This window comes from Paenirhizobium selenitireducens ATCC BAA-1503 (genome assembly GCF_000518785.1).
Taxonomy (GTDB): Bacteria; Pseudomonadota; Alphaproteobacteria; order Rhizobiales; family Rhizobiaceae; genus Allorhizobium; species Allorhizobium selenitireducens.
This window is the reverse complement of sequence record NZ_JAEG01000002.1, coordinates 528,109-547,713: the sequence shown is the minus strand read 5'-3', so window position 1 is coordinate 547,713 and position 19,605 is coordinate 528,109. Positions and strand designations below refer to the sequence as shown.

Genomic DNA, 19,605 nt, shown 5'->3' with positions numbered 1-19,605 from the left:
TCCCGAAGCCGGTGATCACCGCTTCCGGGAGGCAAGGCTTCAAGATCAGCCCTTCAGCATGCGCTCGACGATGTCGGCGACATCGGACGACAGCGGCGACGCCCGCTCGATGGTCATCAGCGCCTCGCGGGCCTGGTCGGCGCGCAGGGGTTCCAGCAGGCGCCAGGAGCGCAGCGCCGTCAGCAGGCGGGCGGCGAGCTGGGGATTGCGCTTGTCGATCGACAGGATCTCTTCCGCGAAGAAGTGATAGGCCTTGCCGTCCGGACGGTTGAAACCGGTCGGGTTGGCAAAGGCGAAGGTGCCGATCAGTGCCCGCACCCGGTTCGGGTTCGAAGCGGTGAAATGCGGGTTCTGCATCAGGCGCATGACGCGCTCCAGCGCGCCGTCTCCCGGAATGGTCGCCTGAATCGAGAACCACTTGTCGAGCACCAGCGCATTGGCGGCGAAACGGCTTTCGAAGGCGGCGAGCGCCGCATGGGTCTCGGTCGCATCCGGGAAGCGGTGCGCGAGCACGGTGAGGGCCTGCGACAGGTCCGTCATGTTGTCGGCCTTGGCAAAGGCCTCCGCCGCACCGGCCGGGCTGTTTTCGCTGAGCGCCAGGAAACCGAGAGCGGCATTGCGCAGCGCCCGGCGACCGGCACCGGCGGCATCCGGGCTGAACGGCGTCGAGGCGGCAAGCCCGTCATAGAGGCTGCGGAAAGTGGCGGCCCCTGCCTTGGCGATGGCGGTCAGGACCGCCTGGCGGCCCTGGTGGATCGCGTCGGGATCGTTGTTGGCGCCGAGTTCGCGGGCGATGTCGGATTCGCTCGGCAGGGCGAGGGCCTGGGCGCGGAAGGCCGGCTCGAGGCCGTCGTCGTCGGCGATTGCCAGAAGCGCATCGCAAAGCGCGGCGTCGCATTCGACCGGCTGGCCGGCGCCGGCTGCCTTGGCGGCGGCCGTCAGGTTCGGCAGCGCCAGGTCGGTGATGGCCTGCCAGCGCGCGAAGAGGTCGCTGTCGTGGCGGGCGATGTGGGCGAGGTCTTCCTTGGTCTGGGCGAAATGCAGGTTCACAGGGGCGGAGAATCCGCGGTTGAGCGAAATCACCGGCCGCGCGCCGATTCCGCTGAACACGAAGGTCTGGCTGCGCTCGGTCAGGTGCAGGACGTCGCCGGTCACCTCGCCGCCGCTCACCGTGGTCGGCTGAGCTTCCGCGCCGTTCTCGCCGATCAGCGTGAATTTGAGCGGAATGTGCATCGGCTCCTTGGCGGTCTGGCCGGGCGTTGCCGCGACCATCTGCTCAAGCGACAGGGTCAGCGTCTTGGCGCTCGCATCGTAGGACGACGACACCGTGATCTGCGGCGTGCCGGCTTGGTGATACCAGAGCGAGAACTGGGTGAGGTCGCGGCCATTGGCGTCCTCGAAGCACTTGACGAAGTCCTCGACGGTGGCGGCATCGCCGTCATGGCGCTCGAAATAGAGGTCCATGCCCTTCTTGAACCCCTCGCGGCCGAGAATGGTCGCGATCATGCGGGTGACCTCGGAACCCTTCTCGTAGACGGTGGTCGTGTAGAAGTTATTGATCTCGCGGTATTTGGTCGGGCGTACCGGATGGGCGAGCGGGCCGGTATCCTCGGGGAACTGCTCCGAGCGCAGATGGCGGACCTCGGCGATGCGCTTGACGGCGCGCGAGCGCTGGTCGGCGGAGAATTCATGGTCGCGATAGACGGTCAGGCCTTCCTTCAGGCACAGCTGGAACCAGTCGCGGCAGGTGATGCGGTTGCCGGTCCAGTTGTGGAAATATTCGTGGGCGATGATCGCCTCGATATTGGCATAGTCCTGGTCGGTGGCGGTCTCCGGATCGGCAAGCACATACTTGTCGTTGAAGACGTTGAGCCCCTTGTTCTCCATGGCGCCCATGTTGAAGTCGGAAACGGCGACGATCATGAAGATGTCGAGATCGTATTCGCGGCCGAACACCTCCTCGTCCCACTTCATCGAGCGCTTCAGCGCATCCATGGCATAGGCCGCGCGGGCCTCCTTGCCATGTTCGACATAGATCTTCAGCGCCACTTCGCGTTCCGACATGGTCACGAAGGTGTCCTCGACGACGGCGAGGTCGCCGGCGACCAGGGCAAACAGGTAGCTCGGCTTCGGATGTGGATCGAACCAGGCGGCAAAATGCTTGCCTTCGCCATAGCCGGCGCCACCGAGGAAGTTGCCGTTCGACAGCAGCAGCGGGTTGGCGGCCTTTTCGGCGATGATGTTGACCGTATAGACGGCGAGAACGTCCGGGCGGTCCGGGAAGAAGGTGATGCGGCGGAAGCCTTCTGCCTCGCACTGGGTGCAGTAGATGCCGTTCGACCGATAGAGGCCCATCAGCTGGGTATTGGCCTCCGGATTGATGATCGTCGTCACGGTGATCTCGAAGGGGACGCTTTCCGGCAGGTCGCGGATCGTCAGGCTGTCGGCTGTCTCGGTATAGCGCTCGGGCGCCATTTCGATCTGGTCGAACAGCAGGCTGGTCATCTTCAGTTCGTCGCCGTCAAGCACCAGCGGGGCACTCGGGTCGACGCCCTCGCGCCGGTGGAAGATGAGTCTGGCTTCAACCTTGGTTTCGGTCGGATCGAGTTCGAAGGTAAGGTCTACGCGTTCCAGGACGAAGTCGGTGGGGCGGTAGTCTGCCAGATTGATGATCCGGCCGGTGTCTGTTCGCATTGTCTATCCTGATCTCGTCCGTGAGCGCCTTGCTTGAACGCGATTCCCGAACATGCGCGTGCAAGGATGTGATTTCGCCGGAGAGACTGACACACATTTCTGAACGATTGTTAAAAAGCCAAGAAATAAAACTTCGCGCCACGTCCGACGGGCGTTGTTTACCGACGAATATTTGCGCTCTTGTTGCGATTGATTGCGCGCAAGCGTTCAACGTCGACGGTGCCAGCCAACGGCTTTCGGATTGGGTCAGGCTGCGGCGGCGGTATCAGCGGATGCCGAGCGCGGTGCGAATGGCGTCTTCGTCTTCGGTCTGCTGGATGATGACGCCATACCAGCCAAGCCCGTCATAGTCCTCGTAGCCGAGGGTCTTGGCAAAGGCGACGATCGAGCCGGAATTGTCGTAGTAGCTGCCGCGCATCGCCTGGCTGGGATTGTTCAGCGCGAAATGCGTGTAGCGGCGTGCCGGATTGCTGGAGGCGATGACCCGGAGCGCGCCGTCCAGCAGCAGGACTTCGGTTTTCTCCGCCACCTGTGGCGGCAGATTGGCTTCCTTCTCGACGATCGCCTGGCCCTGCGCCTGCCAGTCGAAATAGACGCCCAGCGTTCCGACCAGCCGGCCCTTGTTCCGGCCCTCTTCGCGAATGCCGGTGGCATAGACCAAGACGTCGCGATCCTCGTGCAGGGCGCTCGGCTTGACCTGGTCGACGACATAGGCGTCCCCGTCGGCGCAATGCCTAGCCGCCTCGAACCAGGGATCGCCGGCGAGGTTGCGATCCTTCAGCCCTCGCTGGAAGCGCGGATTGGCCGAGGCCACGACGCGGCCGGCCGCATCGGTCATGACGAGGTCGAGATAGACGGTATAGAAGCGGTTGATGACGCCGAGCCGCTCGGTGGCATAGGCAAAGCGTGCGGGGGAGGGGTCGCCGAGCGCCTGCCACAGCGCCGGATCGGTGGCCCACCAGCGCACGTCGGCGGTGCGTTCGAACAGGTTGCGGACGATGAACTGCACCAGCGTCTGGGCGAGGTCGGTGAGCCGCGCGCCCTCCATTTCGCTGACCAGCGCGTCCGCCATCGCCCGGCCGAGGCCGATGCGGCCGAGCACGTTCTCCTGGAACCGCGCGGCGATTTCGGCGGCACCCTGGGCGAGGCGCTGTACCTCGTGGGCGACGACGGCAAACCCCTTGCCGGTCTCGCCGGCTCTGGCCGCCTCGATCAGCGCATTGATGGCCAATAGCCGGATCTGCCGGACGATATGGGTATTGTCGGCGCTGAAACGCTCGAGATCGGCGCCGATCCCTTCGGTAACGACGCGCATGGACCGCGGCGTGGCCTGGTCGGCGGTGACGACACTCTGTTTCGCCGCAATATCGGACATCGCAAAGAACACCGGATAGTACTCGATCGCGCAGCTGCGGGCCGCCTGGCCTCGACGCGACCGAGAAGAATGCAAGATTTGGACTTTGACGTATTATTGGTGATATTGGTTAATGGTGCATAAAACAGGAAGTGCAAGAAGATGCTCTTCCAATTGTTCCGGACGCTTCTATTTAATTCATCTGCCTATATTATGAGCGATTGAAGAAGACTGTCGGGCCTGATCTTGCCCTTGTCCGGGCGCGCCGGAAGTGCCAGTCTTGGGACTGGGATTCTGTCAATCGCCAAGGCGGTGGCACCTTTCCTTGCCCTTCGCTTGCGGTGCCGCCGCTCCCCCCGCCTCCGCTGCCAGATACGAGTACCTCCGATGGCCATCGCCGCCTCCAGTCCGCTTCGCGGCATTCTCATGAAGATCGCTTCCGTTGCCGTCTTCGTCGGCATGCAGTCCTGCATCAAGCTGGCGGGGTCCGGCATGCCCTCCGGCCAGATCACCTTCTACCGCTCGGCCTTCGCCATCGTGCCGATCCTCGCCTATCTGGCCATTCGCGGCGATCTGCGCTCCGCCTTCCAGACCAACAATCCGTTCGGTCACCTCAAGAGGGCTTTGATCGGGGTGAGCTCGATGATGGTCGGCTTCTACGGGCTCGTGCTTCTGCCGCTGCCGGACGCGATCGCCATCGGCTATGCCATGCCGCTGCTCGCCGTGGTCTTTGCCGCCGTCTTCCTGCGCGAGACGGTGCGCGCCTATCGCTGGACGGCGGTCTTCGTCGGAATGCTCGGCGTGATGATCATTTCCTGGCCAAAGCTGACCCTGTTCAGCGAGCAGGGCTTCGGCTCGGCGGCCGCGACCGGCGCCGTCGCCGTCCTGCTTTCGGCCGGTCTCGGCGCTGCCGCCATGCTGCAGGTCCGCCAGCTCGTTAGGGAGGAGAAGACCGCGACGATCGTGCTGTTCTTCTCGCTGACCGCCTCGGTGCTTTCGGCCTTCACCTGGTTCTTCGGCTGGCAGGTGCTGAGCTGGCAGGCGCTGGGGCTGATGGCGCTTGCCGGTTTCTTCGGCGGGCTGGGGCAGATCCTGCTGACCGAGAGCTATCGCCACGCCGACGTCTCGACGGTCGCACCCTTCGAATACACCTCGATCATCCTCGGTTCGGTCATCGCCTATCTGCTGTTTGGCGAGGTGCCGACGGCGACCACGCTGGCCGGCGCGGCGATCGTCGTCGGCGCCGGGATTTTCATCATCTATCGCGAACACCAGCTCGGCCTCGAGCGCCGGGCGGCGCGCAAGGCCTCGACGCCGCAGGGCTGATCCCGGCGCAAAGATTGATCGTCATCATCCCCTTTTGCCATTCTTTTGTTGCGTCAGAGCGATAAAGGTTGAAACAGAGGGAAGGTTGGGGCACGGTGACAAGCCCGCCGATACCGTCACACAAGCGGAAACGGCTCGATCGACGTGAAATGCATGAACATGGACAGCGACAGACCCCATCCTGATCGGCGGCCCGACGGCTGCGATCCAGCCATTGCCGCCTCGAATCCGCATTCATCCGTCGCCATTCCGCCGTCGTGGGGAGGGTGATCCTTGGCCTTCTCGATTGACGAACTCCGCAACAGCCCGGCCTTCTGGGAAGCACTGCGCGTCTATTCGGTCGAACTGCAGAGCGAGTATGATGGCAATCCGCGGCTGGCGCGTCTCTTGTCGTCCCATCAGCGCTGGCTGCTCAGCCAGTGCGCCTTCGCGCTCAACCTCGAACATGACCCGGAAGTGCCGGGCTCCGGGCTGACGGCCTCGCGCCTGCGCGACATGATCACCTCCGGCAATGCGGCGAGCCGCAACACGGTGCTGAACTTCCTCGACCAGCTTCTGTCCTATCGTTTTGTCCGCATCGCCGGAGATCCCGGCCGCCGGCCGCGCCGCTTCGAGGCGACCGATGTCAGCTACAATGCGATGATGCGCTGGACGTTCGCCAACCTGACCGTGCTCGACCGGCTGGACGGCGGTGCGCGCGCGGCGACGATGATGACCAATCCCGATCTTTTCCGGCTGATCCAGCCGTATACGGCCCGCCGCTCGTTCGAGCATGACGGCTGGCGCGAGCCGCCGTTGCGCGTGGCGATGTTCCTGTGGACGGAAGCGGGCGGTCTGGTGATGGACGAACTGGTGCGGCGCATCGAGGCGACCGACCCGACGGCCGATCGCTACGACATCGGCCGCGTCGACGCCCGCGCGATGGCCGAGCATTTCATGATGTCGCGCACCCATCTGCAGCGCCTGCTGCGCCGCGCCGTCGAGGCCGGCGGACTGCAATGGCAGGACGAGGGCAAGAAGACCCACCTGTGGTTCATGGCCGATCTGCTGCGCGAATATTGCAGCTGGCAGGCGATCAAGTTCTCGATCATCGACCAGGCCTTCGAGCATGCCTGCGACCGCATATTGCCGACGCAAAGGCAGGCCGTCCCGGCCGTGGTTGCCATGGAGGGCTGACCGCCCGGGTGATCGGCGCTTGACCGGACTTAGAGCGGGATGTGGCCGACGAGGGCGCTTTCAACACGCGCGCCGCGCTTCGAGCGGCCCGAAGCAGCGCGGCTGTAGGCTTCCGACGCATCGATGGCGCTGCCGATCTGGGTGACGGCGGCCTTCAGGCTGCGGAGCGGGTGAAACATCGTGGTCATGGTCTATTCCTTTGCATTGTTCGCATGGCCCGATTCGGGGACGATGCTTGGGCGGGTCTCTCGGAAAAGGCGCCGCCGGCGAATCTTTTGTGCGTCGCCCAAATCAACGCGGCCAGTCGGCCTCACGCCTCGCGAAAATCGGCGAACAGGGCGATGGGCAGGCTGATCCGGCCGAACATGCGCGCTGTCAGCTGTTCATTGGTGGCGAAGCCGCTGCGGTGATAGGGCTTGCCGCTGCGCATCGGCTCGGCGGCCAGGCGGAGCGTCTCGAATTTGCAGTGCATGGGGCGGGCGCGAACGGTCATGGCCTTCAATCCTTGTCTTCCGACTCCCCCCGTCAGTGACAGTATATATCGCAGTGCAGCATAATTGAGGCAAGCGCGCGAACGCGACTCAGCCATGCGTACTGCGCATGACGCACATCATAGCGTTGTCACATATGCCGAAATTTTGGACAATCAGCCCTTAGCGAGGTGGGCGGCGAAGGCCTGCAGGTCGCGCCAGGCGAGCGCCTTGCTGGCCGGCGCGGTCAACAGTTCCTGCGGGTGCAGCGTGGCGATGGCCGGGACGGCATGGTTGCCGCAGGCGATGTCGCGCCATTGGCCGCGCAGCGCGTGGATCGTGCCGGTCTCGCCGAAGAAGAAGCGCGCGGTGAAATTGCCGAACAGCAGCACCGCCTTCGGTTCAGCCAGTTCCACCTGCCGTTCGATGAACGGACGGCAGATGGCGGCCTCCGGCACGGACGGCGCCCGGTCGCCCGGTGGCCGCCAGGGGATCACCGTGGTGATCAGGATCGCCTCGCGCTTGAGGCCGATGGCGCCCAGCATGCGGTCGAGCAAAAGCCCGGCACGGCCGGAAAAGGCGATGCCCTCGCGGTCGTCGTCGGCGCTCGGCATTGGCCCGATCACCATGATACGGCTCGAAGGATCGCCGGCGGCAAAGATGGTCGAGCGGGCGCTGGTCTTCAGATTGCAACCGCCGAAGGCCTCGACGGCGGTCTTGAGTTCGGCGAGTGAACGGGCGCTTTCGGCGGCAAAGCGCGCCTCGGTGATGGCGTGTTCGTCGGGAATGGCCGGCAGCGCCGACGGGGAGGCGGGACGGGGCGGCGGCGGCGCCTCGGGCCTCGTCCGCCCGGGAGAGGTCTGCACGGTCGTCGCCTGCGCCATGGCGATGGCGGCCGGGGCGCGAACCTCGCGCGCGGCGCGCTGCTCGGCAAACTCCGCGATCCGGTCGACCGGCTCGTCCTCCACCAGCCATTCAACACCGGCCTCTGCATGAAAATGCAGAAGGGCGGCCAGTTCGGCGGGCGTCATGTCGCGGGCGGAGATCATGGACCCGTTCTAGTGCAGGGAGGGGCGGAAGGAAACTGATTCCTGCGGGCGGCCGGAAACGTCGCGGCGGCTTCTCCTTCTCCCTGTCGGGGAGAAGGTGGCCCGAAGGGCCGGAGGAGGGGGCGAAGCCAGGGCGGTGCATGCGGTCGGGGCAGGGGGCGAAGATCCATTGGCGCGGCGCGGGGCCCCCATCGGCCATGCGCGAGCCTCCCCCTCACCCCGCCTCCGCTACGCTCGGCGGACCTCTCCCCGCTGGGGCGAGGAGGCCGGAAGCGTCGCGGCGGACGGCTCCCACGGGTGCGAGGGGGCAGCAAGGGCCGCGGCGTACTCCCTCTTCTCCCCGGCGGGGAGAAGGTGGCCCGCAGGGCCGGATGAGGGGGGGGCGAAGCCAGGGCAGATGGATGCGGCGGAGGCGATTTCGGCATCTTAGGCCGAAGGCGTAGGTGTCAGGAAATCGCTGGTGAGGGGAATGAGGCGACCGACCCCCTCTCTTGGAATTTCTAACACTTAGCTTTCAGCTAAGATGTTGAAATTCCATTCTCCCCCACCAAGGGGGAGAGAACCCCCTCTGGCCTGCCGGCCATCTCCCCCACAAGGGGGGAGAAGAATCGTGGCCAGGCTTTGGCTGCAGCCGCTGAGAATCGGCATTGGTCGCCGGGGAAGACTGGAGGCCGCCGAGCGCTCGGCGGTTTAAGCCCTCCCCCTTGTGGGGAGGGTTTGGGAGGGGTGGCGACGGCGCGCCCTCACGCCACCCATTGGGCGATGTCGTCGCGTTCGCCGATCAGCGCCAGGCCGTGGGCGATGGAGACGAGTTCGCCGCCGGTCTCGATGCGGCTTGCGTCGAAGCGGTCGGTGAAGATCTTTCGCACCGCCGGAACGAAGGAGGTGCCGCCGGTGAGGAAGACCTTGTCGATTGTGCCCGGCGCCGTGTTGGTGGTGGTCAGCACCTCGTCGAGAGCGCCTTCGATGCGGGCGAGGTCGTCGGCGATCCAGCTTTCGAATTCGGCGCGCTTGACCGTCTTCTCGCCGGCCCGTCCGAGCGGCGAGAAGCGGAATTCGGCTTCCTCGGTCGAGGACAGCGCCATCTTGGTGGCCGAGACCGCCTGGTAGAGCGGATAGCCCTCGTCATGCTCGACCAGATCGATGAACAGTTCCAGCTTGTCCGGCTCAAGGCTCTGGCGCACCAGCGATTTCAGGTCGGCATATTCGCGCGAGGACTTGAACACCGACAGCTGGTTCCAGCGCGAGAAGCTGGTGTAGTAATTGCTCGGCACGTCGAGCACCTTGTCAAAACTCTTGAACTGGCTGCCCTTGCCGATTTCCGGCGCGACCAGATGCTCGATGATGCGCGCGTCGAACTGGTCGCCGGCTATGCCGACACCGGAATGGCCGACCGGCACGGCGGAAAGCCGGCCGCCGCTCGTCTCGAAGCGGATCAGCGAATAGTCGGTCGTGCCGCCGCCGAAGTCGGCGACCAGCACGGTCGCGTCCTGCGTCAAATGCTGGGCGAAGTAGAAGGCAGCCGCCACCGGTTCGTAGACATAGTGGATCTCCGGAAAGCCGAAACGCGTCAGCGCCGCATTGTAGCGGGTAATGGCCAGCTCCGGATCGGGGTTTGCGCCGGCGAAATGCACCGGCCGGCCGGCGACGATGCGTTTCGCGCCCGACGGCCAGCCGTCGCCGGCATAGGCTTCCAGGCGCTTGAGGAAGACCTCCATCAGGTCCTCGAACTGGAAGCGCCGGGCATGGATCAGCGTGCCCTGGAACAGTGCCGAGGCGGCGAAGGTCTTGATCGACTGCAGGAAGCGGCAGTCGCCGGGATTGTCGATAAAGGCGCGGATCGCCGCCTGTCCGGCCTCGACCTTCAGCGCGCCCGCGCCGAGATTGCGGTCCTTCATGAAGGACAGCGCCGTGCGCATGCTGTCGCTCACCCCGGCCGGCGAGGTGAAGCTGACCGAATGCGTGGTCCGCTCGCTGTCGGCCCCCGCGCTATTGGCCCCTGCGCTATTGGAAAGCGCCATCACCGTGTTGGTCGTGCCGAAATCAAGCCCCAGCGCCTCAGCCATCGCCGCGCTCCTTCGTCGTCTTGTCGGTTGTTGAAGCCGGGCAGAGCCCGAAGGTGAATAAGGGCGCCAGGCGCCCGCAGTGGAGAGGGCGCCTATTGCCACGAAGGGGAGGGGGAAGGCAAGGGGCGAGCGGTGTTCGTTCCTCTTCTCCCCAGCGGGGAGAAGGTGGCGCGTAGCGCCGGATGAGGGGGAGAATCGGATATGAGTAAAATGGCTTCGCCCCCCTCATCGCCTCGCATGTGCTCGGCACTTCTCCCCGATGGGGAGAAGAGGGCATTCCAAGACCGGCGCCGCAAGCTTCAGCAATCGTATTGTGAAGGAAGGTCGGTAGGGGGTAGTCACCCGTCCGAGCCGGTATGTGCCGACCTATCGCCCCGAGCGCCGCGCGATGGCGATCAGCACGAGGCCGACGAGGGCGAGGCCGGCGCCATAGGCGATCCACGGGCTCTGGTCGATCATGAAGCTGGAGGCCGGATAGGGGAAAGTGCCGCTGCCCTGGCCGATCCAGACCATGCCCATCAGCACGGCAAGCGCGCCGAGAAGGGTGAGTATGCGTTGCATCGACATGGCGTCTGTTTCCCAAAAAAAGACAAACGACCGCGCGAGGCGCGGTCGCCGGATTTGTCAGGCAGTCAAGCCAGGGCCGTCAGTTCGCCGATGGGTGTTCGCGGCGCAGGAACCAGCGTGCGCCGATGAAGACGATCAGGCCGAAGACGGCGACGAGCAGGCCATTGATCGTCCACACGCTTTCATTGGGCATGAAGTCGGTGCCGGGCAGGCGCAGCACGCCGGTGCCGTGGGCGACCCAGGCAATGCCGACCAGCAGCGTCAACGCGCCGACGACGGTGAAAAGTTGGCGAATCTGCCCCAATAGTCTCTCCTCCCATGGAACAATTTGTCGCACCCACTATAGTCGAGTCTGAGCGGGACACCAGCGAAATCCATCCGCCTGTTCTGGGGAGGTTAATATAAGGAAGACCCCGCACGCACAGAGCGTTGCGGGGTCTTCGGTCGGTCGCTGGCCGTGTCAAGCCGTCAGATCGATCGGGCCGCTCCGCCGTCGACGCGCAGCATCGTGCCTGTGACATAGGAGGCGGGCGCCGAGCATAGGAAGGCGGCGGCGGCGCCGAATTCCTCCACCGTGCCGAGCCGGCCGGCCGGGATCGACTTCAGCGAGGCGGTGCGCACCTCGTCCACCGACTTTCCGGCCTTTTTGGCATTGGCGGCGTCGAGCTCGTCGATCCGGTCGGTGTGGATGCGGCCGGGCAGCAGCATGTTGGCGGTGACGCCATAGGAGGCGACCTCGGTCGCAAGCGTCTTGTTCCAGCCGACGAGCGCCGCCCGCAGCGTGTTGGACAGCGCCAGATTGGGGATCGGCTCGAACACGCCGGACGAGGCGACGGTGAGGATGCGGCCAAAACCCTGCGTCTGCATCAGCGGCAGCAGCGCATTGGTCAGCGTGATGACGCGCACCACCATCGACTGGAAGAAGTTGTAGAGCTTTTCCGCCGTCATCTCCTCCGCCGTGCCGGGCGTCGGGCCGCCGGTATTGTTGACGAGGATGTCGATGCCGCCGAGCTTGTGGTGGACGGCGGCGAGCATCGTGTCGACGAAGCCGCTGTCGGCCAGATCGGCCTCGACCCAGTCGGCCTTGCCCCGGCCCTCGGCATTGATGGCGTCGGCATTGGCCTTCAGCTTGTCGGCGCTGCGCCCGCACAGCAGCACATGCGCTCCCTCATCGGCCAGCGCCCGGGCAATGCCGAGGCCAAGGCCGCGCGACGAGGCGAGCACGAGGGCGCGCTTGCCTGAAATTCCGAGATCCATGTTTGTCTCCTTCCCTGGTTCCTGTGTCCGCCGCAAGCGGAGTTGGGCAAAGTTATAGGGGGACCTGCGGGTTTGGGAAGGGAAAAGCGCGGGGGACGGGGGGCAGGCTCGGGTACCTTGCTGTGCGGTCATCTTTGTCAGCCCCGCGCCGCGGGTCAAAGGCATCCGTGGTCCCGGCGCGCCTGTTCAATCCCGGAAGGTTGCGCGGTACTCGCGCGGGCTCTTGCCCATCAGGTCGCGGAAGGCGGTATTGAAGGCCGACAGCGAAGTGTAGCCGACGCCAAGCGCGATCTCGGTGACCGGAGCGTCGCCGCCGGCCAGCGCCTCGACGGCGCGGATGAGGCGGATGCGCCGAAGCGCCTCGCGCCAGGTCATCCCCATTTCGGCCGAGAAACGGCGGGCCAGCGCGCGCGGTGACTGGCCTGTGGCCTTGGCGATCTCGGTAAAGACGGGGGTGCCATCAGCCAGTTGTTCCGTCAGTGCCAGCGCCCGGGCAAGGCCGGGGCTTGCCGGTGTGGGCAGCACGCAAGGGCTCGGCGTTTCCGCAAGCTTCAGGATGACAGCCACCAGCGTTTCGAAGATCCTCTGCGCATAGGGCGACAGCGCGCCGCCTTCGGGGCCCCATTGGCGGCACTCGGCGATCAGTTCGCGGGCCAGCGGCGAGACATCGAATACCGACAGAACCTGCGGTGGAGGGGGCGCGAAACTGGGTGCGTAGAGCACCGATGCGGAGGTCAGCCGCGACAGGATCGAAATCGTGACCGGATGGCCGGCAGCGATCAATGCCGCGCGGGCCGGCGGCAGCGTCCAGCGCCGGCCATCCGCTTCCAGCCGGATCGTTCCTTCCATTGCATAGAGCAGATAGTGCCGGTCCATCCGGAATTCGGAGGGGCCTGCGGGCTCGAAACTCTGGTGAAAACAATAGGCGTCCGGTTTCATACGTTCAGTTTACCGTCTCGATCAGCCTCGCGTCAAAGCGACGGCTGACCGGGGCCGCCGTCATCAGGGGACGCAGGATCGAGGCGGTTTCGACAAATGCGGGCGAGGCGGCATAGGCCGCAAAGTCTTCACCGCTTTGCCATTCGTGCAGCACGCCAAGGCCCTGCCGGTCGGTCGGATCGAGGAATGGAACAAAGGCCAGGCAACCCTTCATGGCGCGGATGGCGGCGGCGTTCGCCATCAGGGCGTCGAGCGCCTTTTGGCGATCCTCTTCGACGACGCGGAACCGAACATGGGCGATCAGCATGGGCAGGCCTTTCTCTATCTGGCGTCGATGGGGAGAGGTGCCGGCGACATCTCGTCCCATGACCCATGATTGCCAGTCGCCGGCTTGGCGCGCCAACGCACAAAGGACAGCTATTTGCCTGCAACGGCCAGATCTGCATGCGAATTCAAAACGGCACCTTGCCCGGATTGAACAAGCCCTTCGGATCGATCGCCTGCTTGATCAAGCGGGCGAGCGCCTGCTTTTCCGGCGAGCCGAAGGTCTCGTAGGCATGGCGCTTTTCGGTTCCGACGCCGTGTTCGGCGGAAAAGGAGCCGCCGGCTTCGCGGATGCCGGTGTAGATCGCATTTTCCACGGCCAGAAGTTCCGCCTCCGGCAGCGGGCCGTGCTTGATCAGGGTGAGATGCAGGTTGCCGTCGGCGATATGGCCGTAGACATAGGCCTCAAAGGTCGGATCGATCGCCTTCAGCCGGGCGTCGAGGCCGGCGACATAGGTGTCGAGATAGGTCGGCGGCACGGAGATGTCGAAGGAGGGAGCGTCGGGGATCGCCGGGTAGTAGAAGCCCGAATCCTCGCGAATGTCCCAGAACCGGCGCGCCTGGTCGAGCGACTGGGCGATCACGCCGCCCTTGAGGCCGACCGGTTCCCAGAGCGTTTCAAGTCCCTCTTCCAGGGCCGCCGCCGCCGCCTCGACCGTTTCCGCCGAGACCTCGATCAGCAGGGCCGCGGCATCCTGTTCGAGCCAGGAGAGATCGAAACCCTTGAGCGCCGCGCCGTCGCGGATGTAGCGCGGCCACATCATTTCCGCGCCTTCGAGCGTCACGGAGGAGAGGCTGCGAAAATGACGGATGACGGAGAGCGCCGAGGCTGCATCGGCCACGCCGAGAAAGGCGGTGGCGCGGGCGGGCCGCTGCGGCTCCAGTTTCAGCACCACCTGGGTGACGAAGCCGAAGGCGCCTTCGCCGCCGATGAACAGATGCTTGAGGTCCGGCCCGGCCGAGACCTTGACCACGCGGGTGAGGTCGGAAAAGACGGCGCCGGACGGCAGCACCGCCTCGAGGCCGAGCACCTGGTGGCGCATCACCCCGTTGCGGAAGGCGAGAATGCCGCCGGCATTGGTCGAGACCATGCCGCCGATGGTGGCCGAGCCGCGCGAGCCGAGGTCGATACCGGTCGTCAGGCCATGGGCGGCGATCGCCTGCTGCAGGGTCTCGAGCGGCACCCCGGCCTCGACGGTCACCGTCATTTCCTCCGGATGGATGGCAACGATGCGGTTGAGCCGGGCGGACGACAGGATCACCTCGCCGGCATGGCTGACATTGCCGCCGACGAGCCCGGTCAGCCCGCCCTGCGGCACGATGGCGACGTCATGCGCGGCGCACCACGACACCAGCGCCGCCGCTGCCGCGGTCGAGCCGGGTTGCGCCATCACGCCGCCGGCGAAATTGTCGGCATGCTCGCCCGGGTGCCGGCCTTTGAGGTCCGCCGGACCCAGGATGACGAGGTCGGGATGCAGGCCGGAGAGCCGTTCCAGCAGTTGCGTCGCGGTGAACCGGGTGCCTGGTTCGTGGGCCATTCGTGCTTGTCCTGTCTGGTCGGGCGTCGCGCGGTTCGAGCCCTTTCGGGCGATGTTTAGTGCGCGGCGGTCTCTCCGACAATCACCCAGTAAGGGGCGGATCCAATTGGTCGCGGCAAATCGGCCCAGGGCGCTCCGCCCCGGACGAAAGATTGACGTTAACGTAAGCGTTAGATATTCTGATCGGGAATGTCGCCCAGCCTTTATTTCGAGCCACTGCGTGTCGCATTGCGGCTCGACAGGGCGCTTGTGTTTTGACAAGGAAGAAGCCGAAGACTGGGATCGGCCGAGCGGAGAGAGACGATGAGCGAGCAAATGGAACTGCCCGAACGCGAGAGCATGGAATTCGACGTGGTGATCGTCGGGGCCGGCCCTGCCGGTCTGTCGGCGGCGATCCGCCTGAAACAGGTCAATCCGGACCTCACCGTCGTCGTGCTCGAGAAGGGCTCGGAAGTCGGCGCGCACATCCTGTCGGGCGCCGTGGTCGATCCGATCGGTGTCGACAAGCTGCTGCCCGACTGGCGCGAGGATGCCGACCATCCGTTCAAGACCGAGGTCAAGGACGACCAGTTCCTGTTCCTCGGGCCTGCCGGCTCGATCCGCCTGCCCAACGCCTTCATGCCGCCGCTGATGAACAATCACGGCAATTACATCGTCTCGCTCGGCAATGTCTGTCGCTGGCTCGCCACCCATGCCGAGGCGCTGGGTGTCGAGATCTATCCGGGCTTTGCCGCGACCGAACTGCTCTATAACGACCAGGGTGCCGTGATCGGAGTCGCCACCGGCGACATGGGTATCGAGAAGAACGGCGAGCCAGGCCCGAACTACACCCGCGGCATGGAACTGCTCGGCAAATATGTGCTGATCGGCGAAGGCGTGCGCGGTTCGCTCGCCAAGCAACTGATCGCCAAATTCGACCTGTCCAAGGATCGCGAGCCGCAGAAGTTCGGCATCGGCCTGAAGGAACTGTGGCAGGTGAAGCCCGAGCACCACCGCCAAGGCCTGGTGCAGCACTCGTTCGGCTGGCCACTCGACATGAAGACCGGCGGCGGTTCCTTCCTCTATCACCTGGAAGACAATCTGGTCGCGGTCGGCTTCGTTGTTCACCTGAACTACAAGAACCCCTATCTCTTCCCGTTCGAGGAGTTCCAGCGCTTCAAGACCCACCCGCGGATCGCGCCGACCTTCGAGGGTGCCAAGCGCCTGTCCTATGGCGCGCGCGCCATCACCGAAGGCGGCTACCAGTCGGTGCCGAAGCTCTCCTTCCCGGGCGGCGCGCTGATCGGCTGTTCCGCCGGCTTCGTCAACGTGCCGCGCATCAAGGGCAGCCACAATGCCGTGCTGTCCGGCATGCTGGCGGCCGACAAGATCGCCGAAGCCATCGCGAGCGGCCGCGCCAATGACGAGCCGGTCGAGATCGAGAACGGATGGCGTTCGACCGATATCGGTACGGACCTGAAGCGCGTGCGCAACGTCAAGCCGCTGTGGTCGAAGCTCGGCACCGCACTCGGCGTGGGCCTGGGCGGCCTCGACATGTGGATCAACCAGATCTTCGGAACCTCACCCTTCACGCTGAAGCACGGCAAGACCGATGCGGCCTCGCTGGAGCCGGCGGCAAAACACAAGCCGATCGCCTATCCGAAGCCGGATGGCGTCTTGACCTTCGACCGCCTGTCGTCGGTGTTCCTGTCCAACACCAATCATGAAGAGGATCAGCCGGTCCATCTCCAGGTCAAGGATATGGACCTGCAGAAGCGCTCGGAACTCGGCGTCTTCGCCGGTCCCTCGACCCGCTACTGCCCGGCCGGCGTCTATGAATGGGTGGAGAAGGATGGTGAGCAGGTCTACGTGATCAACGCGCAGAACTGCGTCCACTGCAAGACCTGCGACATCAAGGACCCGAACCAGAATATCAACTGGGTCCCGCCGCAGGGTGCCGAAGGTCCGGTTTACCCGAACATGTAAGAGCGTCCGCCCCTGGCGGTCGTTCAGAAAACGAGGCGCCTCCTGTCTTCCGGGACAGGGGGCGTTTTTGCGTCGACGCTTTCGCGTGCGGCCCTTCTAGGCGCGCTTGTGCAGGCTGTCGCGGATGGCGTCGATCGCGGTCCGGATCGTCTTGACCGTGTCGACATCGAGGCCGACGGCGTCTCCGACGCAGCGCGCCACGGGGGCGGCTTCCTGCTGCAGGGCGCGGCCTTTTTCGCTCACATGAAGCAATACCTGCCGCTCGTCCTGCGGATTGCGGGTGCGGGTCAGCAGGCCGGCCGCCTCCAGCCGCTTCAAAAGCGGCGTCAGCGTGCTGGAATCGAGAAACAGCGTTTCTCCCAGCTCCTTGACCGTGCGGCCGTCGCGGTTCCACAGCGCTACCATCACCAGATATTGCGGATAGGTGAGGCCGATCGCATCCAGCAATGGGCGATAGAGCTGATTGAAGGCGTGCCCGGCGGAATAGATGGAAAAGCACAGCATTTCGTCGACGTCCGGGTGAGTGGGGATATCGGGGGCGGGCTTCTGGCGCATGATGGTCTCCTGATCTCCATCAATTTAATTTGTGTGCGATTTATTTGCAAGCTATTGACGCTCGCCTTTCATTTGCGTATTTAGATCGTGCACAAAGTAATCGCACACAAGTTAAATTGACAAAAGGAGATATGACGTGAGCTTTTTCACCACCGCCGACGGGACGCGCCTCTTCTACAAGGACTGGGGAACGGGCCAGCCGATCCTGTTCTCGCATGGCTGGCCGCTGTCTTCCGATGCCTGGGACCAGCAGATGCTGTTCTTCGGCCAGCAGGGCTTTCGCGTCATCGCCCATGACCGCCGCAGCCATGGCCGTTCCGACCAGACCTGGGACGGCAACAACATGGACCGGTATGCCGACGACCTGGCGGAGCTGATCGAGGCGCTGGACCTGAAGGATATCATCATGATCGGCCATTCGACCGGGGGCGGGGAGGTGGCACACTATCTCGGCCGCCATGGCACGGCCCGTGTCGCCAAGGTCGTGCTGGTCGGCGCCGTTCCGCCGCTGATGCTCAAGACCGAAGCCAACCCGGACGGCACGCCGCTCGAGGCCTTCGACGGCATTCGCGACGCGACTGCCAGCAACCGCTCGCAGTTCTATTTCGATCTGACCATGCCCTTTTACGGCTTCAACCGCGATGGCGCCGCGGTCAACGACGGCCTGCGGGAAAGCTTCCGGCAGATCGGCCTGCAGGGCGGCATCAAGGGGCAGTATGACTGCATCCGCGAGTTCTCCGAGGTCGACTATACGCAGGACCTGCGCCGCATCGATCGCCCGACCCTGATCGTCCATGGCGACGACGACCAGATCGTCCCGATCAGGGCCGCCGCCCACCGCGCCGCCGAGATCGTGCCGAATGCGACCCTCACGATCTACGAAGGCGGCTCGCATGGCCTCGCCCAGACCGAGGCGGACCGCTTCAACGCAGATGTCCTGGCCTTCATCCAGGCCTGATTTTTCCACCCGGCCAACCACCAGCCACCCAACCAAACTGAAAACCAAGAAGGAAATCATCATGTCCAAGTTTGCACTCGTCGGTGCCGTCGTCGGCGCACTCCTGTCCGGTACCGCAATGGCCGAGCCGGCCAAGCCAACCGTCGTGCTCGTCCACGGCGCCTTTGCCGACTCCTCCAGCTGGAACGGCGTCATCGAAATCCTGCAGAAGGACGGCTATCCGGTCGTCGCCGCCGCCAATCCGCTGCGCAGTGTGGCGGGTGACGCGGCCTATGTCTCCAGCATCGTCGGCAATATCGAAGGCCCGGTTGTTCTCGTCGGCCACTCCTATGGCGGCCAGGTGATCTCGGCCGCCGCCAAGGGCCGCGACAATGTCAAGTCGCTGGTCTTTGTCGCGGCCTTTGCCCCGCAGGTCGGGGAAGCGGCCGCCGACCTCGCCGGAAAATTCCCCGGCGGTACGCTCGGGACTGCCCTGGCCGCACCCGTAAAACTGCCGGATGGCGGCGTCGACCTCTATATCGACCAGGCGAAGTTCCACCAGCAGTTCGCCCATGACGTTCCCTCCGCTGATGCCGCGCTGATGGCGGCCGGCCAGCGGCCGATCACCGAAGCGGCCTTGACGGAGAAGTCGGTCGAGCCTGCCTGGAAGACGCTGCCGTCCTTCTTCGTCTATGGCGACGGCGACAAGAACATCCCGGCCGCGGCCCTCGGCTTCATGGCCGAACGCGCGGGTTCCAAGCGCACCGTCGTCGTCGAGGGCGCCTCCCACGTCGTCATGGTGTCCAAGCCGCGGGTGGTCGCCGAACTGATCGAGGAAGCTGCGCAGTAAGCGCTGCGACAGCACCGATCAACGACAGGCCGGCGCGTGGCGACGCGCCGGCCTGTTTGATAAGGTGCACAACGGGAATTGCGGTCCGTCGGGCTCAGCCGACGGCCACCCGGACGGCCGACGAGTGACTACCGGTCGGCCTTCCAGGCCACCACCATCAATGCGCCGACGATCGAAATGTGCTCCATCACCACATAGAACTCGATGGTCTTGAAGGGTTCTTCCATCGTCCAGAAATTATGCGCGATCGGGATGGTGAGAAGCGTGAAGACGCCCAGCGCGCCGGCGCCGAGCCAGGTCCAGCGGTTGAGGATGACGAGCGCCGAGCCGGCGAGCTGGACGATGATCGTGGCAATGGCAAACGCCACCGGCGGGTTGAGGCCGAAATGGGCCATCTCGCCGACCGCCGCCTGGAAATCGACGAGCTTTGCGATCCCGCTTGCCCAGAACATGTAGGTGAGCAGGATGCGCGCGACATAGCCGAACCATGCCGTCGAGGTGAGCGTAGTAACGAAACCGTTCATGAGAATATCCCCCA

19 protein-coding genes are annotated in these 19,605 nt (G+C 64.8%); 5 read left to right on the top strand and 14 right to left on the bottom strand.

What is annotated here, in order from left to right; genetic code table 11:
* Nucleotides 1-45: 45 nt before the first annotated feature.
* Both pepN and L867_RS28125 read right to left on the bottom strand, forming a co-directional pair.
* The gene (gene pepN / locus L867_RS0107190; protein ID WP_028736242.1) at nt 46-2,694 is read right to left on the bottom strand and encodes an aminopeptidase N; all 2,649 of its coding nucleotides are present in this window, start codon (nt 2,692-2,694) and stop codon (nt 46-48) included.
* A 265-nt stretch (nt 2,695-2,959) separates the two neighbouring features.
* Nucleotides 2,960-4,069 (bottom strand): methyl-accepting chemotaxis protein, encoded by a 1,110-nt coding sequence (locus L867_RS28125; RefSeq protein ID WP_028736241.1) that lies wholly within the window; start codon nt 4,067-4,069, stop codon nt 2,960-2,962.
* Between the two features lie 366 nt (nt 4,070-4,435).
* Here L867_RS28125 and L867_RS0107180 point away from each other — a divergent pair, with 366 nt between their 5' ends.
* On the top strand, nt 4,436-5,374 hold the full coding sequence (locus L867_RS0107180; RefSeq protein ID WP_028736240.1) for a DMT family transporter: 939 nt from the start codon (nt 4,436-4,438) through the stop codon (nt 5,372-5,374).
* A gap of 273 nt (nt 5,375-5,647) precedes the next feature.
* Nucleotides 5,648-6,550 carry a hypothetical protein gene (locus tag L867_RS0107170; RefSeq protein WP_028736239.1) on the top strand — a complete coding sequence of 301 codons (903 nt, stop codon included), beginning with the start codon at nt 5,648-5,650 and terminating at the stop codon, nt 6,548-6,550.
* A gap of 29 nt (nt 6,551-6,579) precedes the next feature.
* Here the strand turns inward: L867_RS0107170 and L867_RS27315 are convergent, their stop codons facing one another.
* The 10 genes from L867_RS27315 to L867_RS0107120 form a co-directional block, all read right to left on the bottom strand.
* Nucleotides 6,580-6,738: a hypothetical protein gene (locus L867_RS27315; protein WP_156951556.1), complete on the bottom strand. Its 159-nt coding sequence runs from the start codon at nt 6,736-6,738 to the stop codon at nt 6,580-6,582.
* Nucleotides 6,739-6,860: 122 nt separating this feature from the next.
* Entirely contained in the window at nt 6,861-7,043 is a 183-nt protein-coding gene (locus tag L867_RS0107160; protein ID WP_028736238.1) for a hypothetical protein, read from the bottom strand.
* A gap of 153 nt (nt 7,044-7,196) precedes the next feature.
* Nucleotides 7,197-8,069: a uracil-DNA glycosylase gene (locus L867_RS0107155; protein ID WP_028736237.1), complete on the bottom strand. Its 873-nt coding sequence runs from the start codon at nt 8,067-8,069 to the stop codon at nt 7,197-7,199.
* 743 nt (nt 8,070-8,812) lie between these two features.
* Nucleotides 8,813-10,135 carry an Hsp70 family protein gene (locus tag L867_RS0107150; protein WP_028736236.1) on the bottom strand — a complete coding sequence of 441 codons (1,323 nt, stop codon included), beginning with the start codon at nt 10,133-10,135 and terminating at the stop codon, nt 8,813-8,815.
* Between the two features lie 366 nt (nt 10,136-10,501).
* Nucleotides 10,502-10,696: a hypothetical protein gene (locus L867_RS0107145; RefSeq protein WP_028736235.1), complete on the bottom strand. Its 195-nt coding sequence runs from the start codon at nt 10,694-10,696 to the stop codon at nt 10,502-10,504.
* Nucleotides 10,697-10,781: 85 nt separating this feature from the next.
* Nucleotides 10,782-11,006: a hypothetical protein gene (locus L867_RS0107140; RefSeq protein WP_028736234.1), complete on the bottom strand. Its 225-nt coding sequence runs from the start codon at nt 11,004-11,006 to the stop codon at nt 10,782-10,784.
* Nucleotides 11,007-11,170: 164 nt separating this feature from the next.
* A complete protein-coding gene (locus L867_RS0107135; protein ID WP_028736233.1) occupies nt 11,171-11,959 on the bottom strand; it encodes an SDR family oxidoreductase in 789 nt (262 codons plus the stop codon).
* A gap of 186 nt (nt 11,960-12,145) precedes the next feature.
* Nucleotides 12,146-12,835, bottom strand: coding sequence for a helix-turn-helix domain-containing protein (locus tag L867_RS0107130; protein ID WP_210163631.1), 690 nt, complete (start codon nt 12,833-12,835; stop codon nt 12,146-12,148).
* A gap of 67 nt (nt 12,836-12,902) precedes the next feature.
* Nucleotides 12,903-13,301 (bottom strand): putative quinol monooxygenase, encoded by a 399-nt coding sequence (locus L867_RS24780; RefSeq protein WP_156951555.1) that lies wholly within the window; start codon nt 13,299-13,301, stop codon nt 12,903-12,905.
* Nucleotides 13,302-13,350: 49 nt separating this feature from the next.
* Complete coding sequence (locus tag L867_RS0107120) at nt 13,351-14,760, bottom strand: FAD-binding oxidoreductase (RefSeq protein ID WP_051438861.1); 1,410 nt, start codon at nt 14,758-14,760, stop codon at nt 13,351-13,353.
* 303 nt (nt 14,761-15,063) lie between these two features.
* On the opposite strand from L867_RS0107120, the gene L867_RS0107115 reads away from it, so the two are divergent.
* The gene (locus tag L867_RS0107115; protein ID WP_028736230.1) at nt 15,064-16,725 is read left to right on the top strand and encodes an electron transfer flavoprotein-ubiquinone oxidoreductase; all 1,662 of its coding nucleotides are present in this window, start codon (nt 15,064-15,066) and stop codon (nt 16,723-16,725) included.
* A gap of 96 nt (nt 16,726-16,821) precedes the next feature.
* Here the strand turns inward: L867_RS0107115 and L867_RS0107110 are convergent, their stop codons facing one another.
* Nucleotides 16,822-17,280: a MarR family winged helix-turn-helix transcriptional regulator gene (locus L867_RS0107110; protein WP_028736229.1), complete on the bottom strand. Its 459-nt coding sequence runs from the start codon at nt 17,278-17,280 to the stop codon at nt 16,822-16,824.
* Between the two features lie 136 nt (nt 17,281-17,416).
* Between L867_RS0107110 and L867_RS0107105 the strand changes: the two genes are divergently transcribed.
* Complete coding sequence (locus L867_RS0107105; RefSeq protein WP_028736228.1) at nt 17,417-18,238, top strand: alpha/beta fold hydrolase; 822 nt, start codon at nt 17,417-17,419, stop codon at nt 18,236-18,238.
* Between the two features lie 61 nt (nt 18,239-18,299).
* Nucleotides 18,300-19,067: an alpha/beta fold hydrolase gene (locus L867_RS0107100; RefSeq protein ID WP_028736227.1), complete on the top strand. Its 768-nt coding sequence runs from the start codon at nt 18,300-18,302 to the stop codon at nt 19,065-19,067.
* Nucleotides 19,068-19,195: 128 nt separating this feature from the next.
* Here the strand turns inward: L867_RS0107100 and L867_RS0107095 are convergent, their stop codons facing one another.
* Nucleotides 19,196-19,591, bottom strand: a complete 396-nt coding sequence (locus L867_RS0107095; RefSeq protein WP_028736226.1) for a DoxX family protein — start codon at nt 19,589-19,591, stop codon at nt 19,196-19,198.
* Nucleotides 19,592-19,605 lie beyond the last annotated feature (14 nt).